Annotated in this window: 5 protein-coding genes and 3 pseudogenes; all 8 read right to left on the bottom strand. The window is 71.7% G+C overall.

The annotated features are described in order from the left end of the window. Positions 1-9 precede the first annotated feature (9 nt). A pseudogene (locus KIF24_RS10665) lies at positions 10-3,069 on the bottom strand (type I polyketide synthase); the annotation flags it as partial. A gap of 61 nt (positions 3,070-3,130) precedes the next feature. Then, a pseudogene (locus tag KIF24_RS10660) lies at positions 3,131-9,663 on the bottom strand (SDR family NAD(P)-dependent oxidoreductase). 10 nt (positions 9,664-9,673) lie between these two features. Further along, positions 9,674-10,069: pseudogene (locus tag KIF24_RS10655) on the bottom strand (phosphopantetheine-binding protein); the annotation flags it as partial. Beyond that, positions 9,955-14,337, bottom strand: a complete 4,383-nt coding sequence (locus KIF24_RS33880; RefSeq protein WP_221083896.1) for a type I polyketide synthase — start codon at positions 14,335-14,337, stop codon at positions 9,955-9,957. The gene KIF24_RS33880 and the pseudogene KIF24_RS10655, both read right to left, overlap by 115 nt. Positions 14,338-14,376: 39 nt before the next feature. Next, a complete protein-coding gene (locus KIF24_RS10645; protein ID WP_221083895.1) occupies positions 14,377-17,421 on the bottom strand; it encodes a type I polyketide synthase in 3,045 nt (1,014 codons plus the stop codon). 53 nt (positions 17,422-17,474) lie between these two features. Continuing rightward, positions 17,475-18,212: a thioesterase II family protein gene (locus KIF24_RS10640; RefSeq protein WP_221083894.1), complete on the bottom strand. Its 738-nt coding sequence runs from the start codon at positions 18,210-18,212 to the stop codon at positions 17,475-17,477. Then, on the bottom strand, positions 18,209-19,459 hold the full coding sequence (locus KIF24_RS10635) for a cytochrome P450 (protein WP_221083893.1): 1,251 nt from the start codon (positions 19,457-19,459) through the stop codon (positions 18,209-18,211). The genes KIF24_RS10640 and KIF24_RS10635 overlap by 4 nt, the downstream gene beginning before the upstream one ends. Next, a complete protein-coding gene (locus KIF24_RS10630) occupies positions 19,456-19,695 on the bottom strand; it encodes an acyl carrier protein (RefSeq protein ID WP_331461073.1) in 240 nt (79 codons plus the stop codon). Before KIF24_RS10630 ends, KIF24_RS10635 begins: the two co-directional genes overlap by 4 nt. Positions 19,696-20,034: the final 339 nt, after the last annotated feature.

Raw genomic sequence — 20,034 nt, 5'->3', positions numbered from 1 at the left:
TCGAACCTATTACGGATCGCCAGCCGCAATCGTGGACACGATGTGCCCGGCGACCCTTCGCGGTGACGGATGGCGCAGCACCAGGTTCGCCCGGAGTTTGATCCCGGTCGAGGTGGTGAGACGTTTACTCAGCTCCATGGAGAGCAGTGAGTCGAATCCGATCTCCTTGAACTGCTGATCCGGGTTGATGGCCGTGCCGCAGCTGCGGCCCAGCACGACGGCGACCTTGTCGAGGACGTGCGCGAGGACGAGTGCCGTCGCGTCCTCCGTGGGCAGGGCGGAGATCAGGTCGGACAGGGGTGCCTGGGATACGTCGCCCGTCGGTAGCACCGTCGGCGGCAGCTCCGCGACGACCTCGCGGTGTGCGGAATTCACCCAGTACCGTTGCCGCTGGAAGGCGTAGGTCGGCAGATCAACCCAGCGGCTCGACCCGATCAGGGCGGTCCAGTCCACCGGCCCGCCCCGCACGTGGAGTTGGGCGAGCGAGCCGAGCAGGGCCGCCACCTCCCCACGATCGCGGCGGGTCGACGACAGGACCAGCGCGTCGTCGAGATCCTCGACGATCTCCTGCACCGGTACGGTCAGCACCGGATGCGGACTCATCTCGATGAAAAGACGGAATCCGTCCTCGGTCGAGCGCCGAACGGCGGATTCGAACAGCACCCTTTCCCGCAGATTGTCGTACCAGTACTCCCGGTCGAGTTCGGCGGTGTCCAGGCGCGTGCCGTGCAGTGTCGAATAGAGAGGCACCGGGGCGGTGACCGGAGCCACCCCGTCCAGCGCACCGAGCACCTTGTCACGGACCCGGGTCACCTGGTGAGAATGCGACGCGTAGTCGACGGAAATTCTCCGCGCCTGGATGTCGTCGGCCTGCATCGCCTCGATGAACTCGTCGAGCGCCTCCGGCTCGCCGGACACCACCACCGAGCGAGGGCCGTTGACGACAGCGATGCTCACCCGCCCCCGCCACGGGGCCAGGCGCTGCGCCACGACGTCGGCACCGGCCACGACCGAACCCATGCCGCCGTGCCCGATCAGGTCCACGAGTGCCTGGCTACGCAACGCCACGACCCTGGTGGCGTCCCGCAGGGACAGGGCACCGCAGACATGGGCCGCGGCTATCTCACCCTGGCTGTGCCCGATCACCGCGGCCGGCACCACCCCCCACGATCGCCACAGCGCGGCCATGGACACCATCACGGAGAAGAGCACCGGCTGCACCACGTCCACCCGGTCCAGAGTCGGCGCCCCGGCAACGCCCCGCATGACATCCAGCAAGGACCAGTCGACCCACTCGGCCATCGCCGTCGCGCACTCGTCGAACGTCGTGGCGAAAGCCGGGAAGGAGTCGTACAACTGCCGGCCCATGCCGACCCACTGCGAACCCTGCCCGGGGAACAGGAAGACAGCCCCGCCCAGGTTTCCGGCGACGCCGCGCACCACCGCGGGAGAGTCCGCGCCGTCCCGGACCGCCGTCAGACCGTGGAGCAGTTCGTCCCGATCGCGGCCCAGCACGACCGCCCGGTGCGAGAACCGCGTGCGGTGCGAGATCAACGACCCGGCGATGTCGGCGACGTCGGCGGCGGGATCGCCGGCGACGAAGTCCCGTAGCCTGGCGGCCTGCTGCGCCACGGCGGCGGCACTCTTGCCCGACACCACCCACGGCACCAGCCCGCCGAGCACTCCGGCACCCGGGCTGCGGCCAGCCACCTCCGAAGCCGGCGGAGGCTCTTCCAGGACGACGTGCGCGTTGGTGCCGCTGACGCCGAACGACGACACCGCGGCCCGCCGCGGACCGTTCGCCCGCTCCCACTCGCGCCCCTCGACCAGCAGCCGGACCGTGCCGGAGGACCAGTCCACGTGCGAAGAGGGCGCGCCCACGTGCAACGTCTTCGGCAGGTGCCGGTGTCGCATGGCCAGGACGGCCTTGATGACACCGGCGACGCCGGCCGCGGCCTGGGCGTGCCCGATGTTGGATTTCAGGGAGCCCAGCCAGAGCGGACGGCCCGCCGCCCGGTCCCGGCCGTAGGTCGCGAGCAGCGCCCCGGCCTCGATGGGGTCGCCCAGCACGGTTCCGGTTCCGTGCGCCTCCACCAGATCCACCCCGGCCGCTGACACTCCCGCGTTGGCGAGTGCCCGCCGGATCACCTCTTCCTGGGCCCGGCCGTTGGGGGCGGTCAACCCGTTGCTGGCCCCGTCCTGGTTCACCGCGGATCCGCGCAGCACCGCCAGCACCGGGTGGCCGTTGCGGCGCGCGTCCGACAGGCGCTCCAGGAGCAGCACGCCCACCCCCTCGGCCCAGCCCGTCCCGTCGGCACCGTCCGCGAAGGACTTGCACCGGCCGTCGGGCGCCAGCCCGCGCTGCCGGGAGAACTCCACGAAGATGGAGGGCGTCGACATCACCAACGCCCCGCCGGCCAGCGCGAGCGAGCACTCCCCCGCGCGCAGCGACTGCGCGGCCAGGTGCAGGGCCACCAGCGACGAGGAACACGCCGTGTCGATCGACACGGCCGGCCCCGTCAGCCCCAGCTCGTAGGCGACCCGCCCGGACGCGACGCTGAGGGTGCTGCCCTGCAGCAGGTAGCCCTCCAGTTCGCTGGGTCCGTCCAGGAGTCGCGACCCGTACTCCGACGAGCTCACCCCCGTGAAGACGCCGACCTCGGCCCCACGTACCTCTGCGGGCACGATGCCCGCCCGCTCGAACGCCTCCCACGATGTCTCCAGCAGCAGGCGTTGCTGCGGATCGACGGCCAACGCCGCGCGCGGGGAGATGCCGAAGAAGTCGGCGTCGAACCCGGCCATGTCGGTGAGGAACCCGCCCTGCCGCACGTACGAGCTGCCGGTGGTGTCGGGGTCGGGATGGTAGACGTCGCGCCATCCGCGATCGGCGGGGAAGTCCCCCACGGCGTCCCGGCCGGAGCGGATCACCTCCCACAGTTCCTCCGGCGAGGACACACCGCCCGGGTAGCGACAGGCCATCGCCACCACCGCGATCGGCTCGCCGCGGCCGGCCTTCAGGGCCTCGTTCTCCTGGCGGAGGCGGTCGCGTTCGGCCAGCAGGGCGCGAAGGGCCTGTTGGACCCGGTCCCCGCTCGCGCTCACGGCCGGACCGTCCATGGCATCGCTCATGTCAGTTGTTCCTCCCGTCGAGAGCCAGGTCCAGGAGTGCCTCCAGGTCCAGGTCCGCCAGTTCGTCCGGCTCCGCACCAGCCGTCGGGCCCGACCCGTCCGGTTGAACCGGTTGGGCGCAGGCCAGAATGTCTTCGAGAATGCCGAGGTCACGCAGCCGGTCGATCGATACCGTGCGCAGCACGTCGCGGATCGCCTCGTCCTCGTCCTCGGCCGGGCCGGGCTCCGGCACCGGGCGCAGCAGGTCGTTGAGGTGCCGACCCAACTCGTTCGGAGTCGGATAGCTGAAGACGAGGGTGGAGGGCAGGCGCAGCCCGGTCGCGGACGCCAGCCGGTTGCACAGTTCCACCGCGGTCAGCGAGTCGAAGCCGAGCACGGTGAACGGCTGGTCGGCGTCGATGACCGCACCGGCCGGATGGCCGAGCACGACGGCGACCTGTTCGCAGACCCACTCCCGGACGGCCACCGGTGCCTCGTCGGCGCTCAGCTTCGCCAGCCGGTCGAGCAGCCCACGGGAACCGCCGTCGGAAGCCCGGCGGGAGCCGGAGCGGGCAGGTCCGCCACCCTCGGCGAGCTCGCGCAGCACCGATGGCAGTTCGTCGGCGGGCCTGGCGCGCAGCGCGGCTGTCTCCAGCCGCGCCGGGATCAGCACCGGCTTGTCGAACGCGCAGGCCGCGTCGAAGAGGGCCAGCGCCTGAGGCGTCGGCAACGGACCGACGCCCATCCGTCGCAGCCGGGACAGGTCGGCCTGGTCCAGGTTCTCGGTCATGCCGCTGCTCTGCTCCCACCACCCCCAGCACAGCGAGGTGGCGACGAGGCCGCCGGCTCGGCGCCACGACGCCAGCCCGTCCAGGAACGCGTTCGCCGCGGCGTAGTTGGCCTGCCCCGCGGTACCCAGCGTGCCGGCAAGGGCGGAGAACTGGATGAACGCCGACAGGGGGCGATCCTTGGTCAGCTCGTGCAGGTTCACCGCACCACCGACCTTGGCCCGAAGCACCCGGTCGAAGCTCTCCTGGGTGAGTGACTCGAGGGTGCCGTCCGCCAGCACGCCCGCCGCGTGCACGACCGCCGTCAGCGGGTACCGGCCGGGCACGGCGGCCAACAGATCCGTCACGGCCTGCCGGTCGGCCACGTCGCACGCCACGACCCCGACCGCCGCGCCCGCGCCTTCCAGGTCCGCCACCAGCTGCGTCACCCCGTCCGCCGCCGGGCCGCGACGGCTCGCCAGCAGCAGGCTACGCACCCCGTGCTCGGCGACGAGATGCCGCGCCACGAGCGAGCCGACTCCCCCGGTCCCGCCGGTGACCAGCACGGTGCCGCCGCCCAAGCCGCCGCCCACCTCGAGGACGAGCTTGCCGACATGGCGGCCCTGGCTCATCTCGCGGAACGTCCGGCGCGCGTCACGGACGTGGCGCACGGAGACCGGATTCAGCCGCACCCGCCCGTCGGCGAACAGTTCCATGACCTTCTGGAACATGTCCCGGATCGCGTCCGGGCCCGCCTCGTAGAGGTCGAAGGCCGTGTAGTCGACGCCCGGATGCTCGGCCGCCACCCGACGGGAGTCCCGGATGTCCGTCTTGCCCATCTCGATGAAGGTTCCGCCCCGGGGCAGCAGCCGCAATGAGGCGTCCACGAAGTCGTGCGCGAGGGAGTTCAGGACGACGTCGAGCCCGCGGCCGCCCGTCGTGTCCGTGAACTTCGTCGCGAACTCCAGATCGCGCGACGACGCCAGGTGCTCGTCGTCGATGCCCAGCGCCCGCAGCGCGGGCCACTTGCCGGGGCTGGCGGTGGCGTAGACCTCGGCGCCGACGTGCTTGGCCAGCTGAACGGCGGCCATACCCACGCCGCCGGCGCCGGCGTGGACCAGGATGCGCTGTCCTGCGGCGAGCCCGGTCACGTGGAAGAGCGCATAGTAGGCGGTCAGGAAGGCACTCGGCACCGACGCCGCCTCGGCGAAACTCCACCCGTCGGGGACGGCGGTGAGCAGGCGGTGATCCGCCACGGCCACCGGTGCGAACGCGCCGGGGAAGATGCCCAGCACCCGGTCACCCGGCGCGAGGCCGGTCACGTCGTCCGCCACGTCGAGCACGACGCCGGCACCCTCACTGCCGAGCCCGGCGTCGAAGGCGGTTCGCTCCACCAGTCCGAGGGCAATGGTGACATCCCGGAAGTTGAGGCCCGCGGCCTGCACCGCGACCCGTACCTGTCCGCTCGTCAGGGGCGCCTGCGCCGCCGGGTCCGCGATCCAGGTCAGGTTCTCCAGCGTCCCGGCGCTCGACATACCCAGCCGGTGAGCCCCGTCCGGCGGCGGGTCGAGCTGTTGGTCCGCGGGCGAGGCGGCAGCCACCCGGGGGACGAGACAAGCGCCGCCGCGCACCGCCAGTTGTTCGTCGCTCGCGGCGAGCACGGCCGGCAAGCACGCGCGCAGGGCCGACTCGTCGTCGACGTCCACGATCCGGAACCGGCCGGGGTACTCCGTCTGGGCGGACCGGATCAGGCCCCACACCGACGCGCCGGGCAGGCTCTTGACCCCCTCGCCGGTGTCGACGGCCGACCGGGTGATCACCACCAGCGTCGAGCCGGCCAGCCGCTCCTCGGTCAGAAATCGCTGGACCAGAGCGAGTACGCCGTGGTTCACGGTGCTCACCTCGGCCACCGGGTCGCCGCCGGCGACCAGTTCGTCCACCCCGACCACGAGGTGTCGCGGCGGGCCGGCCTCGATCGCCGCGTCGAGGGACCCGTGACGAGTGACATCCCCCTCGCCGGCGTCCTGGAGGCGGGCCGCCAGGCCGTCCTCGGCACCCAGCACCGCCCATTGCCCGCGGTGGGCTCCCCGCTCGGACGGCTCGACCGGGCGCCACCGGAGTTCGAACAGCGGCTGCTCCGTAGTGCCTGCCGCCGAGCGCACCTGCTCCGCACTGACTCGGCGGAACGTCAACGCGTCGACGTGCGCGACCTCGCGGCCGTGCTCGTCGGCGACGGTCACCGAGAAGGCGCCTTCGCCGGCCGGGGACAGCCGGACCCGGACCGCCGGTCCGCAGGCGCCGGCAAGCCGCACGCCGGACCAGGCGAACGGCATCCAGCCCTGATCGCCCCGTACCTCGATGGCGCCGCCGGCCACCAGGGCGTGCAGCACCGTGTCCAGCAGGGCCGGATGCAGTGCGAATCCGCCGCCGGACGAGGTCGTCGCCGCCTCCGGCAGCGTGGCGGCGGCGAACAGGTCGTCACCGTCCTGCCACCCCTCTCCCAGCCCGCGGAACGCCGGACCGTAGTCGAATCCCGCGTCCGCGAGGGAGTCGTACAGGTCCCCCAGCTCCAGCCGCCGGGCGCCAGCCGGCGGCCACTGCGTGATGGTCCGGGCGGGCGGCGGCGCGGTGACCGGAGCCAGCCGACCGATCGCGTGGCGGGTCCAGCCCGCCGCCGGCTGGTCGTCGCCGGGACACGAGTAGACGGTCAGGCAGCGGCGGCCGGTCTCGTCGGGGGCGCCGGCGACCAGCCGCACCCGCACGTCGCCGACGTCCGGGAGAATCAACGGGACTTCCAGGGAGAGTCCCTCCACCGCGGCGCAGCCGAGCTGTCCGCCCACCCACAGCGCCAGGTCCAGGTAGGCGGTCGCCGGTACGACGACCTGTCCGTACACCGTGTGGTCGGCGAGCCACTGGTGGGTCCGCACCGACCACCGGTCGCTGAACATCACCTCGCCGGTGTCAGGATGGTCGACCACGGCGCCGAGCAGCGGGTGATCCGGTGCCGCCAGGCCGGCGGTCGCCACGTCCGTCGTCCCGGCCCGGAAGTCCAGCCAGTAGCGTCGGCGCTGGAACGGGTACGTCGGCAGATCCACCCACTGGCGGGTACCGAGCAGCGGGGCCCAGTCCACGCAGCCGCCCCGGACGTGCAGGTGCGCCAACGCGTCGGCCAGTCCCTCCGCGGCCTCGCGACCACGCCGCGCCGACGACAACACCAGCGCGTCGTTCACGTTCGCGGTGGCGAAGGCGTCCTTGGTGATGCTCGCGAGCGTCGAACCCGGCCCCACCTCGAAGAAGACGTCGGTGCCGGCGGCGCGGGCCGCCTGGACCGCGGCGTGGAAGCGGACCGGTTCGCGCACGTGGCGCACCCAGTGCTCGACGGAGGTCAGCTCGGCCAGGGTGGCCTCCCGGCCGAGCCGGGTCGAGAGGATCGGGATCGCCATCGTGCCCGGCGAGAGTTCCTGGATCGCGTCGGCGAACTCGTCCAGGACCGGCTCCATCAGCGGGGAGTGGAACGCGTGGTCGACGTCGAGCAGCTTTGCCGACACGCCGCGGGCGAGGAGCCGGTCACGCAGGTCGTGGACGTCGTCACGGGTACCGGAGGCCACCACCGAGTCCGGGCCGTTGACCGCGGCGATGTCGACCCGGTCGTACCGGCCGAGCAGCTCGCCCACGGTGTCCTCGTCAGCGCGCACGGCCAGCATCGCGCCGCGCTCGCGGACCGTCTGCATGATCCGCCCACGGGCGGCCACGAGCCTGGTGGCGTCGTCGAGGTTGAGTGCCCCGGAGACGTGCGCCGCGGCGATCTCGCCGACGGAGTGACCGATCAGGTGTTTCGGTCGCGGACCGTACCGGGTGATGAGCCGGTACAGGCTGACCTGCAGGGCGAACAGGGCCGGCTGGGCGACGTCCGTCCGGTGGTGATCGGCGGGCTCCGCGGCGAGGAGGATGGGCTTGAGGGCGAACGGGAGGTGCGCGTCGAAGTGTGCGCAGACGTCGTCCAGGCTCCGTGCGAAGTCGGGGTAGGTTTCGTACCACTGCCGCGCCACTCCGGTCCAGCGCGCCCCCTGGCCGGGAAACATGAAGGCCACGCCCGCGAGTTCGGTGGCGACACCACGCACGACCCCGGTGGTTTCGCCGCCGTCGGCCAGCGAGTCCAGCGCACCGAGCAGTTCGTCGCGGGAGCGGCCGAGGACCACGGCGCGGTGTTCGAACAACGACCGCGTCGACAACAACGAAAACCCGACATCCGCCACGTCCACACCCGGCGCCCCGACCACGAAATCCCGCAACCGAACCGCCTGCGCCCGCAACGCCGACTCCGAACGCCCCGACAACACCCACGGCACCACACCACCGGCAACCGGCACCCCGTCACCAACCACCGGCACCTCAACCGCCGGCGCCTCCTCCACAATCACATGCGCATTCGTCCCACTGGCGCCGAAGGCCGACACACCCGCACGCCGCACCCGACCCACACCACCAACCCACGGCCGCGCCTGCGTCAACAACTCCACCGCACCAACCGACCAATCCACATGCGACGACGGCCGATCCACATGCAACGTCCGCGGCAACACCCCACCACGCAACGCCATCACCATCTTGATCACACCGGCCACCCCGCCGCCGCCTGCGTATGACCAATATTCGACTTCAACGACCCCAACCACACCGGAACCCCGGACTCCCGACCCTGCCCATACGTCGCCAACAACGCCTGCGCCTCGATCGGATCACCCAACCGCGTACCAGTCCCATGCGCCTCCACCACATCCACATCACCAACACCCAAACCCGCATCCGCCAACGCCGCCCGAATCACCCGCTGCTGCGCCAACCCACTCGGCGCCGTCAACCCATTCGACGCACCATCCTGATTAACCGCCGAACCCCGAATCACCGCCCACACCCGACGACCATTCCGCCGCGCATCCGACAACCGCTCCAACACCAAAACCCCAGCACCCTCCGAAAAACCCGTACCATCCGCCGCCTCCGCAAACGCCTTACACCGCCCATCCACCGACAACCCCCGCTGCCGGGCGAACTCCCGGAACACCTGCGGCGTCGCGGTGACCGTGACCCCGCCGGCCAGGGCCAGGTCGCACTCGCCCTGGCGCAGCGAACGCACCGCCTGGTGCACCGTGACCAGCGAGGACGAGCAGGCGGTGTCGGTCGACACCGCCGGGCCCTCCAGACCCAGCACGTACGACACCCGGCCCGACGCCACGCTCGCCAGCGACCCGGTCTGCGCGTACCCGGAGATGACCTCGGGGGTGACGAAGTGGTTGCCGTACCCGAAGTAGGCCAGCCCCGCGAACACGCCGGTGCGGCTGCCGCGCAACGAGTGCGGGTCGATGCCGGCACGTTCCAACGACTCCCACGAGACCTCCAGCAGGAGCCGCTGCTGCGGGTCGGCGGCCAGCGCCTCACGCGGGTTGATGCCGAAGAACTCGGCGTCGAAGTCCCCGGCGTCGCTCAGAAATCCGCCGGTGCGCGTGTAGCAGGTGCCCGGCCGGCCGGAGGTCGGGTCGTACAGCTCGTCCAGGTCCCAGTTCCGGTCGGTGGGGAAATCGGACATGACGTCCGCGCCCGACTCCACCAGCTCCCACAACGCCTCCGGAGTCACCGCGCCGCCCGGGTACCGGCAGGCGAGGCCGACCACCGCGACCGGCTCGCTGGCGGCCTCGGTCAGCTCACGCAGCCGCTTGCGGGTTTCCATCAGCTCGATGGATGTCCGACGGAGGTATTCGAGGACATCGGCACTGTTGTCGTTGGTCATCGCTCTTCCCCTAGCCGAGTTCGTTGTCCAGGAGCGAGAGAAGCTCTCCCGCCGAGGCCGAACTGATCCGATCGACGATGCCGACCGGTGCGCCCACGCTCGCCTTCGCCGTCACCCGGCCGCGCAACTCACTCAGCAGGGCGGAGATGGTCGCCCGCTCCTCGGGCCCGAGGCCGAGGTACGCGTCGTCGAGCTGGCTGCCCAGCGCTTCGATCTCCCTGGTCAGCCGATCGACCACGGATCCGGTGTCGGTACCGGCGTCCGGCGTGATCCGGGTGAGCAGGAACTTGGTCAGCGCGCGCGGGTTCGGATGGTCGAAGACCATCGTGGCGGGCAGCTTGCAGCCGACGATCGCCGACAGCTTGTTCCGCAGTTCCAACGCGGTGAGCGAGTCGATGCCCAGTTCCTTGAAGGCCGTGGTGGCACCGGTCGTTCTGGTGTCGGCGTGCCCGAGCACGATCGCGGTCTGGGTGCGGACGGCGTCCAGCAACACCGTCTCCGCCTCGGCCGCCGGCAGCGAGCGCAGCCGCTGCACGAGTCCCGACTCGGCGGCGTCACCGGCCGCCGGCCCGGTGCCCTCGGCCGGTGCCGCGAGCAGGCCCCGGAGCAGCGGCGAGGCCAGCCGCTCGGCGTCGCGCGTGTCCGGCGACGGCTGCTGCAGACGGGCGGGCACCAGCACCGCCTGGTCGTGGCCGAGTGCCGCGTCGAAGAGCGCGAGCCCCTGCTGCGAGGACAACGGGAGCACACCCTGCCGGCGCAGGCGAACCAGGTCCGCGTCGCCGAGCCCGGCGACCATCTCGCTGCGCTCGGCCCAGAAGCCCCAGCACAGGGCGCCGGCGGGCAGCCTCCCGCCCGGCGGGCCTCCGCCAGGCCGTTGAGGAAGGCGTTGGCCGCGGCGTAGTTGGCCTGCCCGGCGGTGCCCAGCACACTCGCGATCGACGAGAACAGGACGAACGCGGAAAGATTCAGGTCCCTGGTCAGCTCGTGCAGGTGCCAGGCGCCGCGCACCTTCGGCGCCAGCACCGTGTCGATCCGGTCCTCGGTCAAGGTCTCGACGACCCCGTCGTCCAGAACACCCGCGCAGTGGATCACCGCCGTCAGTGGGTGGTCGGCCGGTACCGCCGCGATCAGCTCGGCGACGGACTCGCGGTGGGTGATGTCGCAGGCCACCACCTCGACCTCGGCACCCGACCCGGTCAGCACCTCGCGCAGCCGTGCCGCGGCCGGAGCCGCCGGCCCTCGCCGGCTGGTCAGCAGGAGTCGGCGCACGCCGTGCCGTCGCACGAGGTGATGGGCCAGCATCGCGCCCAGTCCGCTGGTGCCTCCGGTGATCAGCACCGTCCCGTGTCCGAGCGTGGAGCCGTTCGTGCCCGATGGCGGCCGGCCGCCGTGCTGCGCCGAGGCGCTGTTGGCGCCGGCGTGGGCCAGTCGCGGCGTGCTCACCTCGCCGGCCCGGATCTTGATCTGGGTCTCTCCGGTCGCGACGGCCGCCGGGACGACGTCCCACGAAGCGGGTTGGTCGTCGATGTCGACAAGCGTGATCCGGCCCGGGTTCTCGGTCTGCGCGCTACGGACGAATCCCCAGATCGCCGCCGCGACGAGGTCCGGGTGGACGACCTGGTCGTCGTGGATCGCGTCGCGCGTCACGATGGCCAGCCGGGAGTCGGCGAAGCGGTCGTCGCCGAGCCAGCTCTGCAGTCGCCGGAGCAGCCGGTGCAGGTGGTCCTCGACGGCGGCCGGTGTGTCGGCGTCCGCCTCGGACGCGCCTGGGACCGCGACGATGACGACGGGGGGTACGTCGTCGAGGCCGGCGAGGTCCGTCTCGGACGGCTCCAGCACCACGTACCGCCCGGTTGCCTGATCGGCGCGGACCGCACGGGGCAGCCAGTCCACCTGGTACAGCCGGTCGGTCCGCTGGTCCGGCTCGGGCGCCGCGGCACCGTCGTGCGGTGTGTTCAGCCAGTAACGCTGTCGCTGGAACGGGTAGGTCGGCAACGGGGTCCACCGACCGTCCCGGCTGGGCAGCGCGGTGTCCCAGGCCACCGGGAGGCCCGCCACGAAGGCCTCGGCCGCCGACTGGAGCAGTCGCTTCAGGCCGCCCTCGTCGCGGCGCAGCGTGCCCACCACCATGGCGGTGACGTCCGTGCTGTCCAGCGTCTGTGCGATGCCGACGGTCAGCACCGGGTGGGCGGACGCCTCGACGAAGAAGCTGAAGCCCTGTTCGGCGAGGGCCCGGGTGGCCTCTTCGAAGCGGACGGTGTGCCGCAGGTTGGTGTACCAGTACTCGGCGTCCAGCCGGGTGGTGTCCAGCCAGTCGGCCGTGACCGTCGAGAAGAACGGGACCTCGGACGTTCGCGGGGCGATCCCCGCCAGCACTCGGGCCAGTTCGTCGCGGATGGCATCCACCTGTGCGGAGTGCGACGCGTAGTCCACCGGAACACGACGTGCCCGCACCCCCTCCGCGTCGCACCGGGCCAGGAGCGCGTCGAGCGCGGCCACCTCACCGGAGACCACGACCGACGACGGCCCGTTGACCGCCGCTATCGACAGTCCCTCGGTCAGGCGGGCACGCACGTCGTCGGCCGGCAGCCCGACCGACACCATTCCGCCGCGGCCCGACAGGGCCAGAATCGCCCTCGACCGCAGCGCGACCGCCCGGGCCGCGTCGGGCAGGGTCAGGGCGCCGGCGACACAGGCGGCGGCGATCTCGCCCTGCGAGTGGCCGATCACGGCCGCCGGCTCGACCCCGTAGGAGCGCCACGCCTCGGCCAGCGACACCATGACGGCCCACAGCACCGGCTGGATGACGTCCACCCGTTGCAGTGCCTCGGCATCGTCGAGGACGTCGAGGAGGGACCAGGTCACGTACGGGGACAGCGCGTCGGCGCACTCCCGCATGCGGCGGGCGAAGGCCGGCGACGAGGCGCACAGTTCGCGCCCCATGCCGACCCATTGCGACCCCTGACCCGGGAAGACGAACACCGTCCTGCCACCCGGCGTCGCCGGTGCCGACGGGCCGTCGGTCCCGGCGGCCGTCGCGGCGAGCCCGGCGAGCAGGTCGTCGCGGTCGTGGCCCAGGACCACGGCGCGGTGTTCGAACAACGACCGCGTCGACAACAACGAAAACCCGACATCCGCCACGTCCACACCCGGCGCCCCGACCACGAAATCCCGCAACCGAACCGCCTGCGCCCGCAACGCCGACTCCGAACGCCCCGACAACACCCACGGCACCACACCACCGGCAACCGGCACCCCGTCACCAACCACCGGCACCTCAACCGCCGGCGCCTCCTCCACAATCACATGCGCATTCGTCCCACTGATGCCGAAGGCCGACACACCCGCACGCCGCACCCGACCCACACCACCAACCCACGGCCGCGCCTGCGTCAACAACTCCACCGCACCAACCGACCAATCCACATGCGACGACGGCCGATCCACATGCAACGTCCGCGGCAACACCCCACCACGCAACGCCATCACCATCTTGATCACACCGGCCACCCCCGCCGCCGCCTGCGTATGACCAATATTCGACTTCAACGACCCCAACCACACCGGAACCCCGGACTCCCGACCCTGCCCATACGTCGCCAACAACGCCTGCGCCTCGATCGGATCACCCAACCGCGTACCAGTCCCATGCGCCTCCACCACATCCACATCACCAACACCCAAACCCGCATCCGCCAACGCCGCCCGAATCACCCGCTGCTGCGCCAACCCACTCGGCGCCGTCAACCCATTCGACGCACCATCCTGATTAACCGCCGAACCCCGAATCACCGCCCACACCCGACGACCATTCCGCCGCGCATCCGACAACCGCTCCAACACCAAAACCCCAGCACCCTCCGAAAAACCCGTACCATCCGCCGCCTCCGCAAACGCCTTACACCGCCCATCCACCGACAACCCCCGCTGCCGGCCCAGCTCGACGAGCACTCCGGGCGTCGGCATCGTGGACACGCCGCCGGCCAGCGCGAGCGAGCACTCCCCGGAGCGCAGGGAGCGCACGGCCTGGTGGATGGCCGTGAGCGAGGACGAGCAGGCGGTGTCGGTCGACACCGCCGGGCCCGCCAGGCCCAGCACGTACGACACCCGGCCCGACGCCACGCTGGTGTATGTTCCGGTGAGCGTGTACCCCTCCACCTCGCCGGCGGCGCCGCTGCCCATGCGGGGGCCGTAGTCGACGGCGTAGAGCCCGGTGAAGACACCGGTGTCGGTGTCGCGCAGCCCGGTCGGATCGATGCCCGCCCGTTCCAGGGCCTCCCACGAGATCTCCAGCATCAGCCGTTGCTGCGGGTCCATGGCCAGCGCCTCGCGCGGGCTGATCCCGAAGAACGGCGCGTCGAACCCGGCGACGTCGGCCAGGAAGCCGCCGGCCCGCGGGTACGTCGTCCCGGCCGCCTCGGGCTCCGGACCGGCCAGCGACGCCAGGTTCCACCCGCGGTCCGGTGGGAGGTCACTCATGGCGTCCAGGCCGCCGGACACGATGTCCCACAGGTCCTCGGGAGACGCGACGCCACCCGGGAAGCGACAACCCACGCCCACCACCGCGATCGGCTCGCGAGCGGACTCCTCCAGGTGACGCACCTGGTCGCGCAGCTTCTGCGCGTCACTGACGGCACGTCTCAAGTAGGACCGGAGCTTGTCGAGATCCTCCACCGGGCCCTCCCTCACGTTGACGGACAAGAACGGAAGTGACTACAGGTATCCGCGGTCGATGAGCGCGTACAGCTCGTCGTCGGCGCGGTCGTCGAAGCCCGCCTCCTCGGCCGGCGTGTCCGGCTTCGGCGGTTCGACCAGGGAGAAGATGTGTTCGGCGAGCGCTTGCGGCGTGGGGTAGGTGAAGGCGACGGTGGCGGAGAGCCGCAGCCCGGTGATCGCGGCGAGCCGGTTCCGGAGTCCGATCACCATGGCGGAGTCGAAGCCGAGGTCCCGGAAGCTCTGTGCCGACCGCGCCGTGAGGACGGCCTGCGTCAGGCCCGGGTTCTTCGTGCTCAGCATCGCCGCCGCCTCGGCGCACACCAGGCTGAGGGCGGCTGACTCGGTGTCGAGGCCCAGTCCGTCGCCCGCTGCCGGACGATCGGGCGTGGTGGCGGCGTCCTCGGCGGTCAACCAGTACCGCTGCCGCTGGAACGGGTAGGTCGGCAGGGTGATCCGGCGCGCTCGCGGGCCGCCGCAGGCCGCGGTCCAGTCGACGGGCAGGCCCCGCACGTGCAGCTCGGCCAGCGAGCCGAACACCTTGAACAGGCCGCCGTCGTCCCGATTCAACGTACTCACCAGCACCGGGGAGGTGGCCAGCGCGTCAGCGGTCTCGGCCATCGCCAGTTGGAGCACCGGGTGCGGACTGACCTCCACGAACACGGTGCCGGGCGCACCCATCAGGTGCTCGACGACCTCGCCGAAGCGGACCATCGAGCGGAGGTTGGCGTACCAGTGGGCGCCGTCCAGCCCCCGGGTGTCGAACAGCCCGCCGGTGACGGTGGAGTAGAACCTGACCGCCGACTCGCGGGACGTGACGCCCGCGATGGCATCGAGCAGCCGGTCACGGAGGGGTTCGAGGTAGTGGGAGTGGCCGGCCAGGTCGACCTTGACCCGGCGTGCCCGGACGTCCTCGGCGACGGCCAGCTCGGCGAACTCGTCCAGGGCCGGCCCTTCGCCGGAGATCACCACCGACGACGGCCCGTTGACCGCGGCGACCGACAGCCGCCCGGACCACCGCGCGAGCCGATCCCGGACCCAGTCCAGCGGCGCGGCCACCGCGGTCATCCCACCGCATCCGGTCAGCTCGGCCATGGCCCGGCTGCGCACGCTGACGATCCGGGCGGCGTCGTCGAGCGAGATCGCCCCGCAGACGTACGCCGCGGCGATCTCGCCCTGCGAGTGCCCCACCACCGCGTCGGGCACCACCCCGAGCGAGCGCCACACCCGCGCCAGCGACACCATCATCGCGAACAGCGCTGGCTGGACGACGTCGATCCGGTCCAGCGCCGCAGCGGACTCGGCGCCGGTCACCACGTCCACCAGGGACCAGTCGAGCCAGGGCTGGAAGGCCCGGGCGCAGTCGTCGATCGCGCGGGCGAAGACCTCGGACTCCGCGTAGAGCTGCCGTCCCATGCCCTGCCACTGGGATCCCTGGCCGGGAAAGACGAAGACGGTCGGGCCGACCGGCCCGTCGACCACCCCACGGATCGCCCGGGGGGCGCTCCGCCCGCTCGCCACCAGGTCGAGACCGGCCAGGGCCGCCTCGCGCCCGTCGCCGAGCACCACCGCCCGGTGCTCGAACACGGTCCGCGTCGAGACCAGCGAGTGCGCCACGTCGGCCGCCGACAGCGACGGGTCCGCGGCGACGAACGCCCGCAGCCGGGCCGCCTGCGCCCGTAGTCCCTCCGCCGACCGTGCCGAGAGCACCCACGGCAGCGTCCCGGCGGTCTCCGCGGCGGCGGGGGCGGACGGTGGCTCGGGTGCCTGTTCGAGGATCACGTGCGCGGTGGTGCCACCCATGCCGAACGCCGACACCCCGGCCCGGCGCGGCCGGCCGGGCGGCCCCGGCCAGGGCTGAGCGACGCGGACGACCTCGAAGTCCCGCCCGAGGTCGGCGACGGCGGTGTTCGGCGACCGGAAGTTCAGGCTCGGGACCAGCCGGCTCCGGTCCACGCAGAGCGCCGCCTTGACGAAGCCGACGATTCCCGCGGCCGGTTCCAGGTGGCCCACGTTGGTCTTCACCGACCCGATCGCCAGGGGTCGGGTGCGGCCGGTCCGCTGGAAGACCTCGCGCAGCCCGGCGAGCTCCGCCGGGTCGCCGAGCCGGGTACCGGTGCCGTGCGCCTCGACGTAGTCGACGTCGCCGAAGGCGACGGCGGCACGCTCGAGTGCGGTCAGTGTCGCCGCGGCCTGCCCGCTGGGGCTGGGATCCGGCATCCGGCTGGAGGCTCCACCGCTGGCGACTCCCCAGCCACGGACCACCGCGTAGATGTGATCGCCGTCGGCGACGGCGAGGTCCAGCCGCTTGAGCACGACGATCGCGCCGCCCTCGCCGCGGACGAAACCGTTGGCCCGGTCGTCGAAGGTGAAGCAACGGCCGTCGGGCGACAACGCGCCCAGGTTGGCCAGGCTGATGCCCGCCTCGGGGTCGGTGATCAGGTGCACGCCGCCGGCGATGGCCATCTCGACCGCGCCGCTGCGGATCCGGTCGCACGCCAGCGCCAGCGCGACCAGGGAGGAGGACTGGCCGGAGTCCGCGCAGAGGCTCATCCCCCGGACGTCGAACAGGCTGGAGATCCGGTTCGCGATCAGCGCACCGCTTGATCCGAGCGCGGCGTAGTGGTCGTCCCGATCACTGCCGGACAGCTTGCGCAGCAGGTCGTACCCGGAGGGCGCGGTGCTGACCACGACGTCGATCTCGCGACCGGCGAGTGCGGTCGCCGGGACGCGGGCGTCCTCGACGGCCTCCCAGGCCAGTTCCAGCCCCAGCCGCTGGGTGGGATCCATGGCCGCCGCCTCCGCGGCGCCGGTTCCGAAGAACGCCGCGTCGAATCCGTCGATGGCGTCGAGGAACGACCCGGTCATCAGGGTGGCGGCGTCCGGGTGGGCCGGAGCCTTCGAATCGGCCAGCCGGTGTTCCGGGAACTCTGCGACGGTCGACTCGCCGTCGACGAGCAGGCGCCAGAACTCCGTCAAGCCGGGCACGCCGGGAAAGCGGCACGACATCCCGATCACCGCAATGTCCGCTCCTGCGCTAACCATGCGATTTCCTTCCGCTCCGGGCGGCGGACGACTCTCGTCCCGCCGTGCCGCCGTCACCGCCAGCTGGTCAACAGATCTCGAAGTTCGCCCGGGGCGTCCATGAAGTCGTAGTGGCCGCCGGCGACGACCCGGAACCGCACCGCGTCGGAGTAGTGGCGCCATCCGGCGAGTTCGTCGAGGCTCACCTCGGGGTCGTCCCGCCAGTGCACGACGACGATGGGACACGGAAGCCTGACCGGCTCCAGCCGCCGGTACCGCGCGGCGGCGGCATGGTCCTCGACCAGCACCGACAGACCCATGTCGATCATGTCCGGCCGCGGGTCGATCCCCCGCCCACGCAGGAACGCCTCCACCTCCCGGCGCAGTTCCGGCTCGCTCATCGCGAGCATCCGGTCGCGCGACGCGTCGTGCGGGGCCGGCTGGCCTGACACGAAGAGGCACTCCGGGCCGGGCAGGCCACGTGCGGCGAGCCGGACCACGGTCTCGAAGGCGGGCAGTGCGCCGGCGCAGTGTCCGAAGAGCGCGAACGGGCGGTCCAGCATCGGCGTCAGCGCTTCGACCAGGCCGTCGGCGAGGTTCTCGTAGCTGCCGTAGTGCGGATGGGCCAGCCGGTTCTCCCGGCCGGGAAACTGCACCGGGCAGATCTCGGCGTCGCCCAGCGCGGCGGGCCAGCCGTTGAACGCGGAGGCCCCGGCGCCGGAGAAGGGCAGGCAGAAGATCCGGGTCGGGTGGTGGGTGGCCGGTTGCCGGATGAACCAGGGCGAGGCGGTGGCGACGGTGCCGGAGGTCATGATGTCGGCCGTTTCTGGGCAACGATGGGCAGGTGGGTCATCCCGGCGATGAAGTACGACCGCAGGTGCTGCGGCTCGCCGGCGAGCTCGATCGAGCTGAACCGCTGGAGCAGTTCCTCGAAGAAGATGCGGAGCGTCATCCGGGCCAGCGGCGCGCCGATGCAGAAGTGCGGGCCGAAGCCGAACGCGACCTGGCGCTTCGCGCCGACGCGGTTGATGTCGAACAGATGCGGATCGGGGAACTGCAACTCGTCCCGGTTGGCCGAACCGATCCAGGCGACGACCGCACCACGCGCCGGGATGGTGCCTCCGCCGATCTGGACGTCGTCCACCGCGTACCGCATGAAGTTGCACGCCGCGGACGTCCAGCGCAGTCCCTCCTCGACCAGGTTCGGGATCAGCGACGGGTCGGCCTGCGCGCGGGCGAACTGCTCGGGCCGCTCGATGAGCGCCTCGACCGTGCCCGACACGGTGTGCGGTGTGGTCACGTTGGCGCCCAGCAGGATGCTGTAGCCGTCGAGGGCGATCTCCTCGTTGGTCAGCGGTGCGTCCTCCACGCTGAGGTTCATCAGGTGGTCGAGCAGACTCCCGTCGTCGCCCCCGCCGGCCCGCCGCCGCCGCACCCACTCGGTGACGTAGGTGATGAGCTCGTGGTGGGCGATCGCCAGGGTCGCGGCCTCACTGCCGTGCTGGAAATGCGGGTCGGCGGGAGCCGTCACCATCGCGGTCAGCTCCACCAGCTCCTGCCAGTCCCGCTCGGGGATGCCGAGCAGGGGGCCGGTGACCAGCGCCGGCAGCAGCAGCGCGCGGTCGGCCAGATCGAAGACCTCGCCGTCGAGCGCCGGTTCGAGAAAGTCCACGATGGTGCTGCGGATGCGGTCCGCCCAGGGCGCCACCGCCCGTGCGGTGAGTTTGGCACCGATGGCGCGGCGTACCCGGGTGTGGCGCGGCGGGTCGGTGGAGGTGAGCAGCCGGCCCGCGGCCGGGTCGTCCGTCCCCAGGTGGGTGGGGACCGTGCCGCGTTCGGAGGTGAACTCGCGGTGGTCGCCGAGCACCCGGCAGACGTCCTCGTAGCGGGTCACCGACCAGAACTCCCGGCCGTCGGGCAGGACCTGGTGATGCAGTGGGGCCTTGGCCCGCATCACGTCCCAGACGGGATGCGGGTCACCGTGCGAGTAGAGGTCCAGGTCGAACAGATCGACGGTGTCCAGGTCGATGTCACGGTCGGGCCCCGGCGTCAGCCTCACGTCCCGGCCCTGCCCTGTTCGATCAGCTCGGCGACCCGGGCCGGTGTCTGCGCCAGGTAGAAGGCCCGCACGGACAGCCGTACGCCGTAGTCGTCGGCCAGCCGGTCGATGATTTTGATGCCGGCCAGCGAGGTGCCGCCGAGTGCGAAGAAGTCGTCGTTCTCCTTGGCCTCGGCACCGAGATACTCCGACCACAGGTCCGCGATGGCCTGCGCCTGCGGGACGGGTCGTTCCACGGCTGCACTGCCGCCACCATTCCGGTGGTCCGTCCGTGGTGACGATTCCATTCTTGAGCTCCCTCTAGTCCGCCGATCGGAATTGCCGGTCCACAACCTTTTCGGCCCGATTCGGGGCCGCCACCGCCGACACCGCCATGTGGCTTGAGGAAAGTGCCGATCAGGGAGTCGTCCCGCTCGGCGAGGCAATTTCTCGGTGGCCGGTTCGAGTGTCGCGCGATTTCTCGGGCGGGAACACCGGTAAAGGCGATTACAGGGGTCGGCCGGGGTGCGGTCGAGGCGACCCACGCCCCGTACGGTGTCCCGCTGGCGGGACAGTACAAGGTGGACCGACGCCGG

It is taken from the genome of Micromonospora tarapacensis (assembly GCF_019697375.1).
Classification (GTDB): Bacteria; Actinomycetota; Actinomycetes; order Mycobacteriales; family Micromonosporaceae; genus Micromonospora; species Micromonospora tarapacensis.
This window is presented reverse-complemented; position numbering and strand designations above follow the sequence as displayed.

Bases quoted from the DNA above. Each gene is read 5' to 3' on its own strand.
- KIF24_RS10645 (WP_221083895.1), bottom strand. From the start codon at position 17,421: ATGGTTAGCGCAGGAGCGGACATTGCGGTGATCGGGATGTCGTGCCGC.
- KIF24_RS10640 (WP_221083894.1), bottom strand. From the start codon at position 18,212: ATGACCTCCGGCACCGTCGCCACCGCCTCGCCCTGGTTCATCCGGCAA.